The sequence below is a fragment of the Lentibacillus songyuanensis genome, from assembly GCF_039548255.1.
Lineage (GTDB): Bacteria > Bacillota > Bacilli > Bacillales > Amphibacillaceae > Lentibacillus_C > Lentibacillus_C songyuanensis.
In genome coordinates, this window is sequence record NZ_JBCLVH010000007.1 from 54172 (window position 1) to 71730 (window position 17559).

Annotated in this window: 21 protein-coding genes and 1 riboswitch; of the genes, 18 read left to right on the plus strand and 3 right to left on the minus strand. The window is 41.4% G+C overall.

The features are described 5' to 3' along the window. Window positions 1-266: 266 nt before the first annotated feature. From WMZ97_RS08980 to WMZ97_RS08990, 3 genes are read left to right on the plus strand one after another with little or no spacing between them, the layout of a single operon-like run. On the plus strand, window positions 267-1250 hold the full coding sequence (locus WMZ97_RS08980; protein WP_343271748.1) for a class I SAM-dependent methyltransferase: 984 nt from the start codon (window positions 267-269) through the stop codon (window positions 1248-1250). Between the two features lie 13 nt (window positions 1251-1263). Continuing rightward, entirely contained in the window at window positions 1264-2445 is a 1182-nt protein-coding gene (locus WMZ97_RS08985; RefSeq protein WP_343271749.1) for an acetate kinase, read from the plus strand. Window positions 2446-2492: 47 nt separating this feature from the next. Then, on the plus strand, window positions 2493-2996 hold the full coding sequence (locus WMZ97_RS08990; protein WP_343271750.1) for a MogA/MoaB family molybdenum cofactor biosynthesis protein: 504 nt from the start codon (window positions 2493-2495) through the stop codon (window positions 2994-2996). 62 nt (window positions 2997-3058) lie between these two features. On the opposite strand, the gene WMZ97_RS08995 is transcribed toward WMZ97_RS08990, so the two are convergent. Then, window positions 3059-3493: a universal stress protein gene (locus WMZ97_RS08995; RefSeq protein WP_343271751.1), complete on the minus strand. Its 435-nt coding sequence runs from the start codon at window positions 3491-3493 to the stop codon at window positions 3059-3061. Between the two features lie 151 nt (window positions 3494-3644). On the opposite strand from WMZ97_RS08995, the gene WMZ97_RS09000 reads away from it, so the two are divergent. The 3 genes from WMZ97_RS09000 (at window position 3645) to ald (ending at window position 6023) form a co-directional block, all read left to right on the plus strand. Next, the gene (locus tag WMZ97_RS09000) at window positions 3645-3797 is read left to right on the plus strand and encodes a hypothetical protein (RefSeq protein WP_343271752.1); all 153 of its coding nucleotides are present in this window, start codon (window positions 3645-3647) and stop codon (window positions 3795-3797) included. A 218-nt stretch (window positions 3798-4015) separates the two neighbouring features. Then, entirely contained in the window at window positions 4016-4774 is a 759-nt protein-coding gene (locus tag WMZ97_RS09005; protein WP_343271753.1) for an SDR family oxidoreductase, read from the plus strand. Between the two features lie 130 nt (window positions 4775-4904). Next, entirely contained in the window at window positions 4905-6023 is a 1119-nt protein-coding gene (gene ald / locus WMZ97_RS09010) for an alanine dehydrogenase (protein WP_343271754.1), read from the plus strand. A gap of 79 nt (window positions 6024-6102) precedes the next feature. Here the strand turns inward: ald and WMZ97_RS09015 are convergent, their stop codons facing one another. Beyond that, a complete protein-coding gene (locus WMZ97_RS09015) occupies window positions 6103-7200 on the minus strand; it encodes a M24 family metallopeptidase (RefSeq protein ID WP_343271755.1) in 1098 nt (365 codons plus the stop codon). A 234-nt stretch (window positions 7201-7434) separates the two neighbouring features. Between WMZ97_RS09015 and WMZ97_RS09020 the strand changes: the two genes are divergently transcribed. After that, a complete protein-coding gene (locus WMZ97_RS09020) occupies window positions 7435-8115 on the plus strand; it encodes a metal-dependent hydrolase (RefSeq protein ID WP_343271756.1) in 681 nt (226 codons plus the stop codon). A gap of 40 nt (window positions 8116-8155) precedes the next feature. On the opposite strand, the gene WMZ97_RS09025 is transcribed toward WMZ97_RS09020, so the two are convergent. Beyond that, complete coding sequence (locus WMZ97_RS09025) at window positions 8156-8914, minus strand: prepilin-type N-terminal cleavage/methylation domain-containing protein (protein ID WP_343271757.1); 759 nt, start codon at window positions 8912-8914, stop codon at window positions 8156-8158. Window positions 8915-8974: 60 nt separating this feature from the next. On the opposite strand from WMZ97_RS09025, the gene WMZ97_RS09030 reads away from it, so the two are divergent. From WMZ97_RS09030 to WMZ97_RS09080, 11 genes are all read left to right on the plus strand, one after another. Further along, window positions 8975-9409 carry a type II secretion system protein gene (locus WMZ97_RS09030; RefSeq protein WP_343271758.1) on the plus strand — a complete coding sequence of 145 codons (435 nt, stop codon included), beginning with the start codon at window positions 8975-8977 and terminating at the stop codon, window positions 9407-9409. Continuing rightward, window positions 9396-9803, plus strand: a complete 408-nt coding sequence (locus tag WMZ97_RS09035) for a hypothetical protein (RefSeq protein WP_343271759.1) — start codon at window positions 9396-9398, stop codon at window positions 9801-9803. The genes WMZ97_RS09030 and WMZ97_RS09035 overlap by 14 nt, the downstream gene beginning before the upstream one ends. 13 nt (window positions 9804-9816) lie before the next feature. After that, a complete protein-coding gene (locus WMZ97_RS09040) occupies window positions 9817-11442 on the plus strand; it encodes a GspE/PulE family protein (protein WP_343271760.1) in 1626 nt (541 codons plus the stop codon). Between the two features lie 13 nt (window positions 11443-11455). Then, window positions 11456-12493: a type IV pilus twitching motility protein PilT gene (locus tag WMZ97_RS09045; RefSeq protein WP_343271863.1), complete on the plus strand. Its 1038-nt coding sequence runs from the start codon at window positions 11456-11458 to the stop codon at window positions 12491-12493. A 198-nt stretch (window positions 12494-12691) separates the two neighbouring features. Next, window positions 12692-13891, plus strand: coding sequence for a type II secretion system F family protein (locus WMZ97_RS09050; protein ID WP_343271761.1), 1200 nt, complete (start codon window positions 12692-12694; stop codon window positions 13889-13891). Between the two features lie 46 nt (window positions 13892-13937). Beyond that, a riboswitch (cyclic di-GMP riboswitch) is annotated at window positions 13938-14022 on the plus strand. A gap of 33 nt (window positions 14023-14055) precedes the next feature. Beyond that, complete coding sequence (locus WMZ97_RS09055) at window positions 14056-14421, plus strand: competence type IV pilus major pilin ComGC (RefSeq protein WP_343271762.1); 366 nt, start codon at window positions 14056-14058, stop codon at window positions 14419-14421. Between the two features lie 95 nt (window positions 14422-14516). Then, the gene (locus WMZ97_RS09060) at window positions 14517-15272 is read left to right on the plus strand and encodes a prepilin peptidase (protein ID WP_343271763.1); all 756 of its coding nucleotides are present in this window, start codon (window positions 14517-14519) and stop codon (window positions 15270-15272) included. 12 nt (window positions 15273-15284) lie between these two features. Continuing rightward, on the plus strand, window positions 15285-16178 hold the full coding sequence (gene pilM / locus WMZ97_RS09065; RefSeq protein WP_343271764.1) for a type IV pilus biogenesis protein PilM: 894 nt from the start codon (window positions 15285-15287) through the stop codon (window positions 16176-16178). 13 nt (window positions 16179-16191) lie between these two features. Continuing rightward, complete coding sequence (locus tag WMZ97_RS09070; protein ID WP_343271765.1) at window positions 16192-16734, plus strand: hypothetical protein; 543 nt, start codon at window positions 16192-16194, stop codon at window positions 16732-16734. Then, window positions 16727-17257 (plus strand): type 4a pilus biogenesis protein PilO, encoded by a 531-nt coding sequence (gene pilO / locus WMZ97_RS09075; RefSeq protein ID WP_343271766.1) that lies wholly within the window; start codon window positions 16727-16729, stop codon window positions 17255-17257. The genes WMZ97_RS09070 and pilO overlap by 8 nt, the downstream gene beginning before the upstream one ends. A gap of 54 nt (window positions 17258-17311) precedes the next feature. Then, on the plus strand, window positions 17312-17539 hold the full coding sequence (locus tag WMZ97_RS09080; RefSeq protein WP_343271767.1) for a hypothetical protein: 228 nt from the start codon (window positions 17312-17314) through the stop codon (window positions 17537-17539). Window positions 17540-17559: the final 20 nt, after the last annotated feature.

Consider the following 17559-nt stretch of genomic DNA (forward strand, 5'->3'; position numbering starts at 1 on the left):
CCTTCCTTTATCCTCGAACCGATGTTGACTTATCGTACGGAGGCGGATGTTGGCTATTAGTCGCTGGGTGCTGGAACCGGACGTGGAAAAATCTCTCTTGCTGGCAGCTGGAGGGATTTTTTAATGTTGTATGACTGTTCGTGTAAATTAGAAACACGTGACGTTTTTACATGATTGCGATTAAAATAGGATTCATTCTTGTACATACCCCACTATATTTTGGTACAATGAGGACGCCTTAAGCTGATGGAACGGAGGAAGTACCAATGGAAAAAACAAACATGGAAACACTTTATATGTTGATTGATCGTACGGTGGAGGCGATCCAGCAACAAAAGGATGAGCCATATTTGGACAGTCTTGCAATTGTTTTGGAGTCGCTTATTAATCAGGATACAACCGGGATTAGTGACGAGATTCGAAAGCAAAAGATTCTTAATGCTGGCCAAGAGATTAAGCTCGAGCACTATACGAAAGCGGAAATACAGAAAGCAATTCAATTCGCTACCTTAAAGGGAATGAAAAACGCTACACAGCAACAGCACTTTATGACACCGGAAACTGTGTCGTTGTTAATTGGATATTTAGCCGAAAAGCTATTTAAGGATAGGGAAACATTACGAATTTTTGACCCAGCATGTGGAACGGGTAATCTGTTGATAGCTGTGATGAAACAGCTGAATAAAAAAATGGAGGTATTTGGCAGTGAGGTAGACCCGACACTCATTCGTCTGGCTTTGATCAATGCCAATTTGCAAGAAGCAGCCATTGAGTTTTTCCATCAGGATAGTCTTCGTCCATTTTTACTGGATCCGGTTGATTTAGTTGTTGCCGACTTGCCAGTTGGGTATTATCCGGATGATATTCGTGCAAAGGATTATGCATTATGTGCGGACAAGGGGCATTCCTATGCGCATCATTTATTTATTGAACAAAGCTTGAACTATATGAATGAAGCAGGATATGCTATTTTTGTTATTCCTGATTTTCTGTTCGATAGTGATCAATCAGAAAGCTTGCATACCTATTTGCAACAGCATGCCCACATTGTTGGTGTACTTCGTTTGCCTGAAAGTGCCTTCAAATCAGACAAAAATGGCAAGAGTTTATTGGTCTTACAGAAAAAAGGCAAGCATACCGCGACACCTAAACAGCCTTTGCTTGTTCATTTACCATCTTTTAAGAACACAAAAGCAATGAATGATATACTGGATCAAATGAACAGCTGGTTTGCTGATTATCTGAAGTAAGGGGATAAATGACATGCTTATTTTAGCAATTAATGCTGGAAGTTCATCATTAAAATATCAGCTCATTCAAATGCCAGAAGAAAACGTGTTGGCAAAAGGTGTTATCGAGCGGATTGGACTGGAGAATCCACTATTCACCATTGAAATTAATGGGGAGAAAAAAAGCATGGATGCGGCCATTCCTGATCACGAAGCAGCGGTAAAATGGCTGCTGGAACGATTAAAAACATCTGGAGTGATTCAATCCCTTGGTGAAATAAGCGCGATCGGCCATCGAGTCGTACATGGCGGTGAGCGGTTTACTGATTCCGTAAAAATAACCGATGACGTTATTCAGGAAATTGAAGCGGTATCGGAGCTGGCTCCGCTTCATAACCCTGCCAATTTAACCGGTATCCGAGCCTTTCGAGAGGTGCTCCCACATGTAGATATGGTTGCGGTGTTCGATACGGCTTTTCACCAAACGATGCCAGAGAAATCGTATTTATATAGCTTGCCCTATGACTACTATAAAAAATACGGAATTCGTAAATATGGCTTTCATGGGACATCGCATAAATATGTCTCCAAGCGTGCGTCCGAATTATTAGGCATCCCATTGGAACAATTGCGGCTCATTTCCTGTCACTTGGGAAATGGTGCAAGTATCACCGCAATTGATCAGGGGAAATCCATCGATACTTCCATGGGCTTTACACCGCTTGCAGGGGTAACGATGGGCACCCGATCTGGTAACCTTGACCCTGCGCTAATTCCATATATTATGGAGAAAACTGGGCAGACAGCTGAAGAAGTTGTTGACGTGCTCAATAAGCAAAGCGGCATGCTTGCCTTGTCCGGGTTTTCAAGTGATTTACGGGATATTGAAGAACAGGCGGAAGAAAATGATCGGGCGGAATTGGCTCTAGAAGTATTTGCGACGAGAATTCATAAATATTTAGGGTCGTATGCTGCTAAAATGTCTGGTGTTGATGCGATTATATTTACAGCAGGTGTTGGTGAAAACAGTGTAACAATAAGAAAAAAAGTGTTGACCGGACTGGAATTTATGGGGGTGTACTGGGACCCGGCATTAAACCATGTTCGCGGAAAGGAAGCGTTCATCAATTATCCGCACTCTCCAGTAAAAGTCATTGTCATACCGACCGATGAAGAGGTAATGATCGCTAGGGACACGGTGCGTTTGACGACGTGATCGTTGCGTGCCCAGACTGTTGTGATAAAAAATAAGGGGGGAAAGCGATGGTTCACCATGTTGAACAGCAGTCATTAAATTGTATGGTTATTACTATTAGTGATTCACGAACAAAAGAAACCGATAAGAGTGGAAAATTGATGACCGCTCTGCTTGACCAAGCTGGCCACCATGTAGCATGTGCAGAAATTGTAAAGGATGATCCAACTGCTATTCGAGCAATGACAACAAAGGGCGTACAAGATACTGCAATCGATATTATTTTGACAAATGGAGGAACAGGCATCTCTCATCGTGATGTTACGATTGAAACAATGAAAGAGATGTTGCATAAAGAAATGACAGGCTTTGGAGAAATCTTTCGGATGCTTAGTTATCAGGAGGATATCGGGTCAGCTGCTATCCTTTCACGAGCGGTTGCTGGTGTGATTGATGATACAGCTGTATTTTCTACCCCGGGGTCAACCGGAGCGGTAAAGCTTGCGATGAATAAGCTCATCCTTCCAGAGCTTTCACATGTGGTGCATGAACTGCATAAGGATAGAAACTAAAAACGCTACCTGTTAAAAGGAGCGTTTTTTTAAAAAATTTATAGTTAATGAACATGCTAACACTAACGCACGACTAACACATCGCAATTCGCATAACGGGTAATACTTTCTGAAACGCTGCCGATTAAGAATCGTTCTACCGCGTTCATTCCGGTCGCGCCGCAAATAATTAAATCAGCTTGAAAGTCGGCGGCAACATCCTTTGCAATTTTTACTTTAGGGGAACCATATTCAATACAGCGTACCACGTTGCTGACTCCTTCCTCACGTGCTTTATCCATGTAACCGTCCAACAAATCTTTGGCATACGTTTCAGCGCGTTCTGCGAGGGTTCGATCATAAGCTTCTGCGGTTGCAAATGTACGTGAATCAACAATATGGGTAAGAATTAATCTGGCATTATTGCGTTTGGCGATATCCAGTGATTTTTTAAAAGCTGCTTCTGCTGCATCCGATCCATCCAAAGCAACGACAATATGTTTGTATTCAAAGTCCATTTATAACTCCCCCTCTTTTACTATCTATATGTCTATACCCTTTTTTTATTATAGATAATCACTGTATGTCTACTTTGTTTGTGTAAATGGAAATATTTATCGGCATTTGTTGTAACGTATTTGACACATACTATAAATGGAGGTGATTTTTTTGGCAAAGTCAAATAAGTTTTTTGAGGATGAAAAAGGTGTTGAAGCGGTAAAAAATCAGTTGATTGAAAGTTATCAAAGCGGTGTGATTGAGGATAAGGAAAATTTATCAAATAATCGAAGCATCCACACATTTAATAACCAGAAGAAATAGCAGACCAGCAAGGTTCCGACCCCCGAAAAATAGATTTTTCTACTCTAACTTTCGGGGGTCGGAACCGTTTACGGTCCAACCGGGGTGGATGATCTCATTAAACATCCTCGATCAAAATCGTTTCGTGCTTGTGCTTTTGTTTGCTTCCCTTCTATCTTATGATATAATTCCATTCATGAAATAGTTCGCATCTTTGCTAAATGGAGGAGGATGAAAATTTGGGGCATGCACTGATAACGGCAGGAACATCGGGGCTGGGAAGAATGGTAACCGAGGCTTTCTTGAAGGAAGGACACCATGTTACCATTACTTATCACCGTAATTATGATAAAGCTATGAAGGTGATGCAGGAACTTTCTGCTTATGATGATGCCTTACATCTTGTTCAAGCCGATGTCACAGATAAACAAAGTGTTGAGAACTTGGTTGCAGAAGCAATGAATGTATTTGGCGGGGTTGATTATCTTATTAATAATGCCGGTCCATTTATTTTTGAACGAAAAAAATTACTTGATTATACCCAAGAGGAATGGCATGAAATGATGTATGGGAATTTGGATGCCATTTTTTACTTATTAAAGTTAACCATTCCACATATGCGCGAGCAACAGTTTGGTCGTATTGTGAATTATGGTTTTCAAGGTGCGAATGGTGCTGCCGGCTGGTTATATCGTTCGGCATTTGCTGCGGCCAAGAGTGGCTTAACCTCATTAACCAAATCCGTTGCTTTTGAGGAGGCAGAGCATCACATCACCTCAAACATGGTATGTCCTGGAAATATTGAGGGTGCGATGAAAGAGGCAACGATTGCACAAAGCCGGAAAAATTATGATAATCAGACACCAATAGGTCGATCGGGGACCGGGGAGGACATAGCGAGAACGATTTTATTTTTATGTGATGATGACTCAGATATGATAACTGGTTCGATTTTTGAAATCACGGGCGGACTTGATGTCATTAATCGCTACCGGTGATAGGTTTTAGATACGTCTGGAAATACCCCGGTACGTTGCTTGCGCTTTTATAGATAACTTTGGTACAATGAAAATGCTTTCAGTTAAATAATAGAAGTATATTTTACAAGATTTGGGGAGGTTGGAAAAGGTGAAAATAGGGGTGCCAAAGGAAATTAAAAATAATGAAAACCGGGTTGCGATGACACCAGCTGGGGTCGTGACATTAAAAAACGCTGGACATGATGTTTACGTTGAAACAGGAGCTGGCGCAGGATCCAGTTTTACCGATGACCAATATGAAGCAGCAGGTGCGATTATTACACCAACCGCAAAAGAAGCATGGGCACAGGAAATGGTTATGAAAGTGAAAGAACCACTTCCAGAGGAATATGACTATTTTTATGAAGGCCTTATCTTGTTTACATATTTACATCTTGCAAATGAACCAGAGTTAACGAAGGCAATGATCGAGAAAAAAGTCGTTGGTATTGCCTATGAAACGGTACAGCTGCCAAATCGCTCATTACCATTACTGAACCCAATGAGTGAAGTTGCTGGCCGAATGTCTGCACAAATCGGGGCACAGTTTCTGGAGCGCTCCAAGGGTGGAAAAGGTATTTTACTTGCTGGGATTCCTGGTGTCAAACGCGGCAAAGTTACGATTATCGGTGGCGGTGGTGTAGGTACAAACGCTGCAAAAATTGCTGTTGGACTTGGCGCAGATGTCACCATCATGGATTTGAATCCGCAGCGATTGAAGGAACTGGATGATTTGTTTGGTTCATCGGTTAATACGGTAATGTCGAACCCGATGAATATTCGTGAAGCAGTCGCGGAATCAGACCTGGTTATTGGTGCGGTGTTAATTCCAGGGGCTAAAGCGCCAACACTAGTAACGGAAGACATGGTTGCTTCGATGTCAGATGGCTCGGTAATTGTCGACGTTGCTATTGATCAAGGAGGAATATTTGCCACAAGTGACCATGTAACAACACATGACAATCCAACCTATACGAAGCATGGCGTTGTCCATTATGCGGTGGCTAACATGCCTGGTGCAGTTCCACGGACATCAACGATTGGGTTAACCAATGTCACGGTTCCATACGCATTGCAATTGGCAAACAAAGGCTATAAACAGGCTTGCCTTGATAATGAACCTTTGCGTAAAGGAATTAATACGTTATCTGGTTATGTCACCTACCAAGCGGTTGCTGAGGCACACGGACTGGATTATAGTTCGGCTGATGCATTATTGGAGAATTGAGGCTGGATTTTTAGAAAATGAAAGACAACAAAAGGGAGACTATTCCATTGATGGATTAGTCTCCCTTTCTTTCTCATTACTAATCAACAATTTGCAGTTCTTTAGGTGCTTTCGTTAATTGTTCCGGCCCCTTGTCCGTGGTGAAAATCATATCTTCAATCCGCACCCCGCCAACGTTTGGAATATAGATTCCTGGCTCGATCGTATAGCACATGCCTGCTTGCAAGGCTAACTGATTATTGCTGCTTAAGGATGGATATTCATGTGTTTCAATGCCCAAGCCGTGTCCAATCCGGTGGGTGAAATATTCGCCGAAACCAGCTTGTTCAATGTGATTTCTGGCGGCTAAATCGATATTTCCGACCGGTGTGCCAAGCTGTGATGCGTTGATGGCCTTTTGCTCGGCAGCAAGAACCGTTTGATAAATTGTTTTTTGTTCATCTGTGATGGCTTGAAAGGCGACGGTTCGTGTGATATCGGAGCAATAGCCTTCAAATACTACACCGAGATCAAACAAAACCAAATCACCTTTTTCAATTGTTTTCATTCCAGGTGTGCCATGCGGTGAAGCGGTTTGCTTTCCGGATAAGGCCATCGTTGAAAAAGACATACCTTGAATGCCTTGTTTTTTTAATTCATATTCAATCGTTGCGACGATCGATAGCTCGCTAACCCCTTCGCGAATAGCGTTTATACCTGTTTCTATACCAAAGTCCGCTAATTGGGCTGCTTGTTTTAGCAATGTGTATTCTTTTTTACTTTTGACAACTCTTAAGTTGGCCAGAATTTCTTTGGCATCGGTGATCGCAGCCTCCGGCAAGATTCGCTCCAATTGATGAAAACGCTCCAATGTAATTTGGTCATATTCAATGCCGATAGACTGTGGTGCCTTCCCCGTCTTCTGAATAAATGCTTTGATCAGGTGCCATGGGTCTTCATGATCATGATACCCCAAAATTTCAAATGTCCATCCAGCTTGTTTCGCATTGGGGGCTTCCATAGCGGGAACAACCAGCAAAGGATCGTGGTTGACACTTACATAAACTGCAATAAGCCGCTCGTGGGGATCGGTGTAATAGTTGCTCAGGTAATAAAAATTGGCTGCAGAAGTAATGAGCATACTATCCAAATCATGCTTTTTCATATTTTGTACTAATGTTTCCATTCGATTAGACATCAAATTCACCTCGGATATGTAATATAGTTGTCAGTATAACAAATTTCGCCTTTAATTCCTAAACGATAGGTTTGAAACTGTAGAGGAAAAAATTAAAAGGGAAAGAGCTAAGGCATGCTTTAGTAATTTATTATTTGTATGCATGGAAAAATCATAAAACGGGTAAAGGATATATATAACTTTTATCGAAATAGTATAGGGAGTAACAAATTTATTAATCAAGGAGCGATACAAATGAAACTATCATACCATGGACAATCGGTTATACTAGTTGAGACAGCCAAACATACGATTTTATTTGATCCGTTTATTTCCGGTAATGACAAATGTGATCTGGATGCCAGTACGGTAAAGGCGGATGTGATTTTACTCACCCACGGACATAATGACCATGTTGGTGATACGGTAGATATTGCCAAGCGAAATGATGCCCTGGTTGTGGCGCCTAATGAACTGGCGAATTATATGGCAACAAAAGGACTTCGAACCCATGCTATGCATATTGGCGGTGCGCATGAATTTGAATTTGGCAAGGTTAAATTTACCCAGGCATTTCACGGATCATCCTATACAGAAGATGATGGAAGCACGGTCTATACTGGAATGCCTGCTGGAATATTATTAACCGTTGAAGGAAAGACGATTTATCATGTAGGAGATACAGGTCTATTCTCTGACTTGAAGTTAATCGGTGACCGAAATGATATAGACGTTGCCTTTGTTCCGATCGGGGATAACTTTACGATGGGACCGGAAGATGCGCTGGTTGCGGCAGATTGGATTCAGGCGAAAGTTGTTGTGCCGATCCATTATAATACCTTCCCGTTAATTGAGCAGGATGGGCATGCATTTGCTAAGCAAGTTAAGACAGGGGAAGGAAAGGTATTGGAGATTGGGGAGTCAATGGAATTATAAGGATATGGATGAAAAACGTGGGCTTGTTGGCTCACGTTTTTTAATTGCAGTGTATTGTGGATTTTTTATGTACGTTCACTTTTTCTTTACCACAAAAAACGGTTCCATCAATTTGAATACTGCCACTTGTCGTCATTTGAGATTCAGGGTGCATCCTGATATCCCCGTTAAAATGTGCCGACCCGTGGATGTGTACTTTCACCCTCTTTTCAATAACAGCCTGATCTCTGACAACAAAAGCACCTTCTATATTATATTTGTTGGCACATTGTTCACGTTTAAAAATAACATTATCTAAGATAAACGAGCCGTTATATTTACATTCAGCCGTCTCCATATCATCATTGTCTGATTCCTCTGTTTTCATAGCTAACCGATAGTGCTTTTTTGGTTCCCACGTCGTTGTCAATGAAAAGCTATTTGATCCATTATTTGTGGTGGTTGCTTTGATCGATAATGGCTTTTCGTAATTGATATCCTTAATACATGCGCCCTCTGTTTCTAATGAATGTTCTCCGTTGGATGCTTCGAGTTGCTTAATCGTTACGTCATGCGTATTGTTACTTTCATAACAAAGGTCAGCTACTCTTGAACCGGTGTAGTATTGATGTCGAAATTCAGTAATAAAAACATTCGTATCCTGTGCCAGTTTAATATCATCATCTGTTTTCCCGCTATTGCTCAATAATTGCATAATCACTGTAGAGACAAGGGTGATAACAATTGCCAACAAACTTAATGCCGCTAACAATTCTACTAATGTGATGCCCTTTTGGTTATAAAATTGTCGAAAATGCATCTGCGCTCACATCCGATAAAATGATATAATAGGATAAAAGTCATGGTAGGGAAGAGTGCTATGTACACAAATAAAAAACAAAATGGATTTACCCTCATTGAAATTATAGCATCAATCGCTATATTAGGGGTAGTTGTTGTAGCAGTTTTACCGATTTTTCCACAAATTTTGAGTTGGACAAATAACGTAGATGATGAATTAATAGCCAGCAATCTATTAGATCAAATTACTTATGAACTTACTCAATCATATGCCAATGAAACAGCGCAAGAAACACCAAGCTGTAGCGATAACGTATCCAATGCGATGCAACAAGCGTATACATATCAAGATGATGCATATTCGGCTGAGATGGAGATGAGTCAGACCGAAGCTGAAAAACAGTATGGTCTGTATCGCATTCATATAAACGTTTATGCTGCAGGGCAAAACAAAGCAGTTAGCGATACATATGTCTATTTGTCATGTGAAAGGGATGGTCATGAAGCGATTTAATAATGAAAAAGGTGCAGCACTTATATTAACTGTCTTCATCATTACAATCATGTTATTGTTTATTCTTACGCTGTTTTACCAAGTGCAAAATACAACAAAACAGGTATCGACTGTGTCTAAACAAAATAATGCCGAGAATTTGGCAAAAATGGGTGTTGATTATTATTATCACAAATTAAAATTCTTATATAAGAAAGATTCGGATCATGATTTAGAAGCGGTCGTTAAAACAGTAAGCAATGCAAACGATACGGTGCACGTTGATTCTGATCGGTCGTTCGAACTGATGACTCTTGATTTGGAGGCAGATAAAATTACCATCACGTGTAAAGGTACCGCTTTTGGACGAGAGGCAATCGAAGAAAATGTGATCAAACTGGATAAACAAGAATGAAGGAGGATTTCGTATGATCGCGCGCAAACGTTTAGGGGATTTGCTCCAGGATGCCGGGTTTGTGACCGAGCAGCAGATAAACGAAGCAATGAAGAAGAAACAAGCAGGGCAAAAGCTTGGAGATGCATTGCTGGAACATGGCTACATAACCGAACGACAATTAATTGAGGCGCTGGAATTTCAATTAGGAATCCCCCATGTTTCGTTGTATCGATATCCCATTGACGAGAATGTACTTGGGTATGTAGTAAAAGAAACGGCACAAAAAAATGTTATCATGCCACTGACCATACAGGATCAAACGTTAACACTTGCAATGGCGGACCCCATGGATTATTTTGTGATCGATGATTTAGAAATGGCTACGGGATTAAGCGTGTCCCCTGTCATTGCTGCAAAAGATGACATCCTGTATGCGATTAATAAATACTATTTCAAAAATGATTCTTTGGGGATGACCCAGCAAACTGATCAAGCCCAGGAGGCACCGGTTGTTGAACTGTTTGATCAGCTACTTAGTACGGGTATCCAGTTGAAAGCAAGTGATATCCATATTGATCCGCATGAGGCAAATGTGCACATTCGATTTCGAATTGATGGGCGACTGCATACAGAAAAAATCATTCCGAAACAAATGCAAAACGCGTTAGCTGCCAGGATTAAGATTTTGGCGAATTTAAATATTACGGAAACACGCCTCCCCCAGGATGGTCGCATTAAAACAACCGTTGGGCTCACCCCGGTTGACTTGCGGATATCCTGCCTGCCAACGGTTCATGGGGAAAAGATTGTCATTCGGATATTGGATCTTAATAATGCATTGATGCAGTTAACAGAACTACATTTTTCTGAGGGAAATAGGGAGAAATACAGCCAATTGATTCATCGTCCATCTGGATTGGTATTATTGACAGGGCCAACTGGTTCGGGGAAAACATCAACATTGTATGCCTCCATCAGCCAGTTAAACGAGGAAACTGCTAACATTATTACGATTGAGGATCCAGTTGAATATCAACTGGAAGGAATTAATCAAGTACAAGTGAACAATGCTACCGGTTTGACGTTTGCTCATGGATTGCGGTCTATTTTGCGACAGGATCCCAACATTATTATGGTCGGTGAAATACGAGATCAGGAGACAGCAGAAATCGCCATACGCGCTTCATTAACCGGTCATTTGGTATTTAGTACCTTGCACACAAATAGTGCCATTGAAACGATTCCACGACTGTTTGACATGGGTATTGAGCCGTATTTGGTCGTATCCTCCTTATCCGGGATTGTTGCCCAGCGACTGGTTCGTAAAATTTGCCGGGATTGTTTAACCGAGCGTGAACCGACAAAAATGGAACATGACATTTTTCAAGCGAATGGTATGGATGTGGACCGCATTTTTTACGGAAAAGGATGCAGCAGTTGTCACCAACGGGGTTATCGCGGCAGAATGGCGATTCAGGAAGTATTGGTGCTTGATGAAACGATCAAAAGCATGTTGCTTAACCAGCAGCCACTTACCGATATCTACGCTTATGCTAGTAGTGTTGGCATGTCCTTTTTACTCCAGGATGGCTTGGCAAAGATAAAAGCAGGCTATACGACAATGGAAGAAATTATGCAAATTTCAATTCAAGGGTAGGGTGGGGGATATGGTGAAGGAAACATTTGATTCGTTATTGACTAGAGCATTTCATGCCAAGGCATCTGATGTGCATTTAACCATTGGTAAGGCACCGATTTTTCGTATAAATGGACGGCTGGAGGAGCAACAGGAAAAAAAGCTAGTTCCAAATGATACGGAACAAATCGTGCAGGCGATCATCCCAGAGAAACTGTGGCAGCAATTAGTGGAACAGCGGGAACTCGATTTCTCCTATGGAATTAGCGGGGTGTCACGGTTTCGTATTAACACTTTTTACCAGCGCGGGCAGCTGTCGCTGGCGATTCGAATTGTTCCCGTCAGTATCCCCTCGATCGAGGAATTGTATTTGCCAGTAATCACCAAGGAAATTGTCCAGCAGCCACAAGGATTAGTTCTGGTTACCGGGCCAACCGGTAGTGGAAAAAGTACAACGCTTGCGGCAATGATTGATTATATGAATAAGACGATGCAAAAGCATATTATCACCTTGGAGGATCCGATTGAATATATCCATAATCATAATCATTCCGTAATTGATCAACGGGAAATTGGATTCGATACGAAAAGCTTTGCTGGTGGATTACGCGCAAGTTTGCGGCAGGATCCGGATGTTATTCTAGTCGGTGAAATGCGGGATTTGGAAACGATTGGAACCGCCATTACGGCTGCCGAGACGGGGCATTTGGTGTTTGGTACATTACATACGACTGATTCTGTTTCCACGATCGAGCGAATAATTGATGTGTTTCCGGCTGAACAGCAAACGCAAATCCGGATCCAGTTATCGACTATCCTGACCGCAGTTATTTCACAACGGTTAATGGTTACCAAGGATAATCAAGGGCGCATTGTTGCAACCGAGGTGCTGCGTAATACGGCGGCAGTAAAAAACTTAATCCGTAATGAAAAACTGCATCAAGTGTACAATGTGCTGCAAACGTCAAAAGATGTAGGCATGCATACACTCGAAATGGATTTGCGACGATTATTGCAGGCGGACCAAATTTCTTTTGAAACGGCAGCACCGTTTCTTATGGGGGCTTTGTAAGGTGTATGAAGTATCCAACTATAATGAAAAAGTCTTTATCGCTGAAATGAAGATCAAAAAATAGTCGAAAGCCCAAGTAAGCACTCTTCATCAAGGTTATGAAGAAAAATTGTAGCAATACAAGAAATAAAAGACCTTCATCACCCGTCAGTTTAATAAAGGAACCATATGCCAAGCGCAGGAAAGGGGGCGATAGCTGTGAACTTTCAATACCGGGGAAAACGTATGTCAGGACAAAAAGTTAATGGCAGGTTGGACGCATCATCGAAACAAGAGGCTTTGTTCCAACTGGAAAAGAAAGGGCTGGTCATCTTTTCCATCGATGAAACGAAACCTTGGAACAAAGATCTCTTTGTTAATAGGAAGATAAAAAATAAAGTGTTTGTCATTTTTTTACGGCAATACGCAACATTAATTCATGCCGGTATTTCCATTTCTGATGCAACCAAGACAATGTTGGAACAAACAAGGAATGATGCCCTGAAACAGGCACTACAGGATATTGATCAGCAGCTTAACCAAGGTGTTGCACTGTCCGAGACAATGGACCGTCACCCTAAAGTTTTTCCGGCATTGCTTCTACATATGGTCCAGGCTGGAGAAGCAAGCGGAAAACTTGATGAAATATTAAAAGATATGGCGGATTACTATGAGAAGGAGTACCGCAATAAACAAAAAATCATTTCGACCTTGCTTTATCCAGGGATTGTCAGTGTGATCACATTGTTTTTGAGTATTTTCTTGCTGATTTTTATTGTGCCGAGATTTGTTGGGATGTTTCGTTCATTTGGACAGGATATCCCTGCCTATACGCAGTTTATTCTAAATCTTAGTGGCTGGGTTGGGTCCTTTTGGTGGGTTCTGATTGTAATCGTTGCTTTGTGTGTTCTTTTGTATAGGTATTGTTACCGGTATGAGGCATTTTGCTACAGGATGGACGGGCTGAAGCTGAAGTTCCCGGTACTGGGAATGCTTGTCCATAAAGGAGCGCTTGTTCGGATGACCCAAACGCTTAGTACGTTAGTGAACAGTTCGGTACCGATTCTGCAGTCGGTTGCGATTACTGAAAAAGTAGTCGGCAATCGGGTGATTGAACGCGTACTGCGTCAAGTGCGTGAATCTATAAGGGCTGGGGAATCCATGGCCATGCCAATGAAAGTGCATTGGGCATTTCCCACCCTCATTGTGCAAATGGTACAAATTGGTGAAAAAACAGGTTCATTGGATTACATGCTGGCAAAAGCTTCAACATTCTATGAGGCAGAGGTGGAACAGATTTCCGGGCGAATTAAAACATTAATCGAGCCGATCATGATTATTATACTAACGGTAATCGTCGGGGGTATCATCCTGGCTATTGTAATTCCAATGTTTTCTTTGTTTGAAGGTATTCAATGAAAAAAGTAGATTTTTATCATTTTATAGAGTAAAATAGTAGTAGGTAAATAGTATTGGGTACGATGAAAGACTATCTATTATTTGGGCACTTGGATAGTTTGGAGTAAGTAGTGCAACCGACCAGCTAAGCTACATAAATAATACGGAAAAGGACGGGGATTTATGTGTTAGCACGGTTGAAAAAGTTGTTGAAGAAAGAAAAAGGGTTTACGTTAGTAGAATTGCTGGCTGTTATTGTGATTTTGGGGATTGTTGTGGCGATTGCGGTCCCGGCGGTTGGGAACATTATTTCCAAATCGAAGAAAGATGCGATAAACGCTAATGAAAAGTTAGTTGAAAATGCTGCTCGATTGGCGGATACAAATGATGAATTTGAAGGTACTTCCATGACACTTGAAGCATTACAAACTGCAGGATATTTGGATGAAATTCCTGAAGACGGTGATGGTAATAAATATACCGGTTCAGTTACAAAAACGGAAGAAAGTGGTAAAACAACATTCGAATATAAATATAACTCTGGAGACTAAATCGGGTTTCACCAACATTTTTAATTCGCCTTGCAACAACCATGCAAGGCGTTTCGTCTACATACCTCTATTAAAAGCTGCAAGGAGTCTAGAAAATGACCCAACCATTAACCATCCTATTTTTCATACTAGGCCTTATATTTGGCTCCTTTTTCAATGTCGTCGGGTTACGCGTACCGAAAAAGCTGCCTTTTGCCAATGAGCGTTCCATGTGTCCACAATGCCACCATACACTTTCCTGGTATGAGCTAATTCCTGTTTTATCATACATAATTCAGCGTGGGCGTTGTCGACATTGTCGAGCGTCCATTTCTTTAACATATCCGGTCATCGAAATTGTAACAGGATTTCTATTTGTGTTTAGCTATGTATTGATTGGGCTGAATCTGGAGCTGATTATGGCCATTATATTAATGTCGATGTTAGTTATTATAGTAGTCACTGATATCAATTATATGCTGATCCCCGACCGCATTCTATTATTCTTCTTGCCACTGTTTATCATCCTTCGATTCATCCAGCCACTTGATCCATGGTGGTCGCCGATTGCAGGTGCTGTTGTTGCCTTCATTTTAATTGCGGTGATTATTCTTATCAGTCGTGGTGGTATGGGGGCAGGAGACATGAAGTTGTTTGGATTGTTGGGGATTGTGTTAGGACTCAAGCTGGTGATTCTGACATTCTTTCTCGCTTGTATCATCGGAGCTGTTGCTGGAATGGCATTGCTTCTATTTAAGATCATTGATCGCAAACAGCCGGTTCCGTTTGGTCCATACATTGTGGCAGCGGCAATTATTACCTATTTCTTTGGTGATTCGCTATTGAGTCGGTATTTTCAATTTTTTACATAAGCAGGTGACAACATGAAAGATAGAGTCAATATGGTGGTAACCAACCATGCATTACGCTATACGTATCATAAGCAGCCAACACGTGACGGTCTGGTAACGTACGGGGAGATGGAAATTCCGCCAGATTCGATCCAGGATGGAATGGTCGTCAATAAAGCGGGTATAGTTGCGGCATTAAAACAGTTGGTTCAACAGCATAAATGGAAGCGAAAAAAAGTAATTTTCAGTATTCCGGATGATACAGTGGTTATTCGGCAAATGCAAATTCCGGCGTCGTTGACAAAGGAGGAAGCGAACGGCTATATTCAGACGCAGATTGGCAATCGGGTATACTTGCCATTTGCTGATCCAGCGTTGGCAATTGACTTTTTGGATAAAGATGAGGAAAACCGTAATATATTATTGTTTGCCTATCCAAGGGAAAAAATAGCTTCGTTTGTGTCGCTTTTTTCGGAGGCAGGGTTAAAGCCTGTTGCAGCCGATTTGACCTCACTTTGTGTTTATCGCTATTACTATTTGCACCAGCCAGATGATAAAGAGCATATACTGCATATCCATTGGAACCAGGATGCACTTGTACAAACAGCTTTCCAACATCATAAACCGGTGTTCACCCGGTCGATGAAATTCGAATGGTCGGTGACAGAGCCTAATGATATGGTCGAAAAACTGATCAACGAATATATTTTGGAAATCAATCGAATTATTGATTTCTATCATTATTCGATAACCAATGGGGAGGCCCAGATTAACAAGTTACTGCTGACGGGGGATTTTCCCTTATTAGCTATGGTCAATACGTCGCTTGCAGAAGCAAGTACACTACCTGTTGATAGTTTTGTGGATGAAGAATTAACCGGAAAATATATTGATGTGCTTGGTTTAGCGTTGAAACAAGATATCTAAAGGATGGAACGTAATGATAACAGAGATTAATTTTATAAAAAGGCAGCCAAATAACTCTTTTACCCCAATTTTATTAGGCATTATCGTTGTTCTGTTACTTACGGTAGTGGTTGCAGTTGCGTTGTTTCAAAAAAATCATTATACAGAAATGGTGAATCAACAGGAGGAGACACTGGCTGCATTGGAACAAACGCTAGCGAAACAACATGAACAAGTTGCTGACGAACAGCAGATCCAGAAGATGAAAGAAACAATTTCACTAATAACATCGGAAGCTACGCCAAACGTTGCACTATATCAACACGTTGTATCGTTATTGCCCAATAAGGGTCAGTTGATCAGCTATGATACACCGGAAGAAAATGAACTGGTCGTTGGTGCTAGCTTTAAAACATTAGAAGATGCTGCAAATTATGTGTCCGCACTTGCGGATGAAGCCTATATCCAGGATGTTCAGCTCACAACGATCGATAACGACCAATCTGCTTACGAAACAACCTTAACAGTCAAAGTTGATTCGGATATCATGCATAAGGAGTTTGATAATAATGCATAAATGGGGCAGAAAACAGTATGTGCTGCTTGTGACCGGTGTGATTGGCTGTATAGTGTTGGTTTATTGTTTGCTTTATTTGCGGATGGTTCAACCAGTGAAAACAGAGCTGGCTTCCCTAGATCAACAAGTGACGATGTACGAAAGGCAAACCAAACAATTGCAGAAGAAGGAAAACAGTAACTCACCATCCGACCAGCCTGATGTATTCGATACCATCCCGACGCAAACTGAGCTTGATCGACTACTGCTTGAATTGCAGGATATGGCATCATCGGCCAATATAACCATTAATCACATCCAATCAGTCACAGAAGAGGAAAACGAAGCAGTTGATTTGCCTGAAGGAATTCGTGCTGTGTCATATACACTAGAGGCTTCAGCACAATCATTAAAGCAGGTGAATACATTCTTACAAACGATCGAGACATGCAAACGACTAGTTACCATTGACAGCATTCATGTCGACCGAAACAGTGATAAGCCTGTTTTAACACTCACTTTTTCAATCTTTGTTATAAGCTAAGACAGCATGAAACCATCCCTCCTTTCATAAACTGAGCATATGGAGGTGATACTGATGCGTCACTATGCGGTTTTACGTTTATTATTAGCGTGTTTCTTTTTATATTTTGCCTGGCCATATATTCCTGAAGCTACGTCACAAATAGAACTCATTTTCTGGGGTGGATGGCTGTTTTTTTTCTTGCTGGTAGTTGGTGCGAACCTTGCTGTGCTTTTGCAAATGACGAATCCGCCAGTTATGGAACAGGAACGTGAACGCGTTCGCCAAACGCTAAATCATTGAGGTTAGGCCGAATCAACTGT

What these genes read in the sequence shown, in the direction of transcription:
- WMZ97_RS09030 (WP_343271758.1), top strand. Translation starts at nt 8,975, where the DNA reads ATGTACACAAATAAAAAACAAAATGGATTTACCCTCATTGAAATTATA.
- WMZ97_RS08980 (WP_343271748.1), top strand. Translation starts at nt 267, where the DNA reads ATGGAAAAAACAAACATGGAAACACTTTATATGTTGATTGATCGTACG.
- WMZ97_RS09020 (WP_343271756.1), top strand. Translation starts at nt 7,435, where the DNA reads ATGAAACTATCATACCATGGACAATCGGTTATACTAGTTGAGACAGCC.
- WMZ97_RS09070 (WP_343271765.1), top strand. Translation starts at nt 16,192, where the DNA reads ATGATAACAGAGATTAATTTTATAAAAAGGCAGCCAAATAACTCTTTT.
- WMZ97_RS08995 (WP_343271751.1), bottom strand. Translation starts at nt 3,493, where the DNA reads ATGGACTTTGAATACAAACATATTGTCGTTGCTTTGGATGGATCGGAT.
- pilM (WP_343271764.1), top strand. Translation starts at nt 15,285, where the DNA reads ATGAAAGATAGAGTCAATATGGTGGTAACCAACCATGCATTACGCTAT.
- WMZ97_RS08985 (WP_343271749.1), top strand. Translation starts at nt 1,264, where the DNA reads ATGCTTATTTTAGCAATTAATGCTGGAAGTTCATCATTAAAATATCAG.
- WMZ97_RS08990 (WP_343271750.1), top strand. Translation starts at nt 2,493, where the DNA reads ATGGTTCACCATGTTGAACAGCAGTCATTAAATTGTATGGTTATTACT.
- WMZ97_RS09060 (WP_343271763.1), top strand. Translation starts at nt 14,517, where the DNA reads ATGACCCAACCATTAACCATCCTATTTTTCATACTAGGCCTTATATTT.
- WMZ97_RS09040 (WP_343271760.1), top strand. Translation starts at nt 9,817, where the DNA reads ATGATCGCGCGCAAACGTTTAGGGGATTTGCTCCAGGATGCCGGGTTT.
- pilO (WP_343271766.1), top strand. Translation starts at nt 16,727, where the DNA reads ATGCATAAATGGGGCAGAAAACAGTATGTGCTGCTTGTGACCGGTGTG.
- WMZ97_RS09025 (WP_343271757.1), bottom strand. Translation starts at nt 8,914, where the DNA reads ATGCATTTTCGACAATTTTATAACCAAAAGGGCATCACATTAGTAGAA.
- WMZ97_RS09015 (WP_343271755.1), bottom strand. Translation starts at nt 7,200, where the DNA reads ATGTCTAATCGAATGGAAACATTAGTACAAAATATGAAAAAGCATGAT.
- WMZ97_RS09080 (WP_343271767.1), top strand. Translation starts at nt 17,312, where the DNA reads ATGCGTCACTATGCGGTTTTACGTTTATTATTAGCGTGTTTCTTTTTA.
- WMZ97_RS09035 (WP_343271759.1), top strand. Translation starts at nt 9,396, where the DNA reads ATGAAGCGATTTAATAATGAAAAAGGTGCAGCACTTATATTAACTGTC.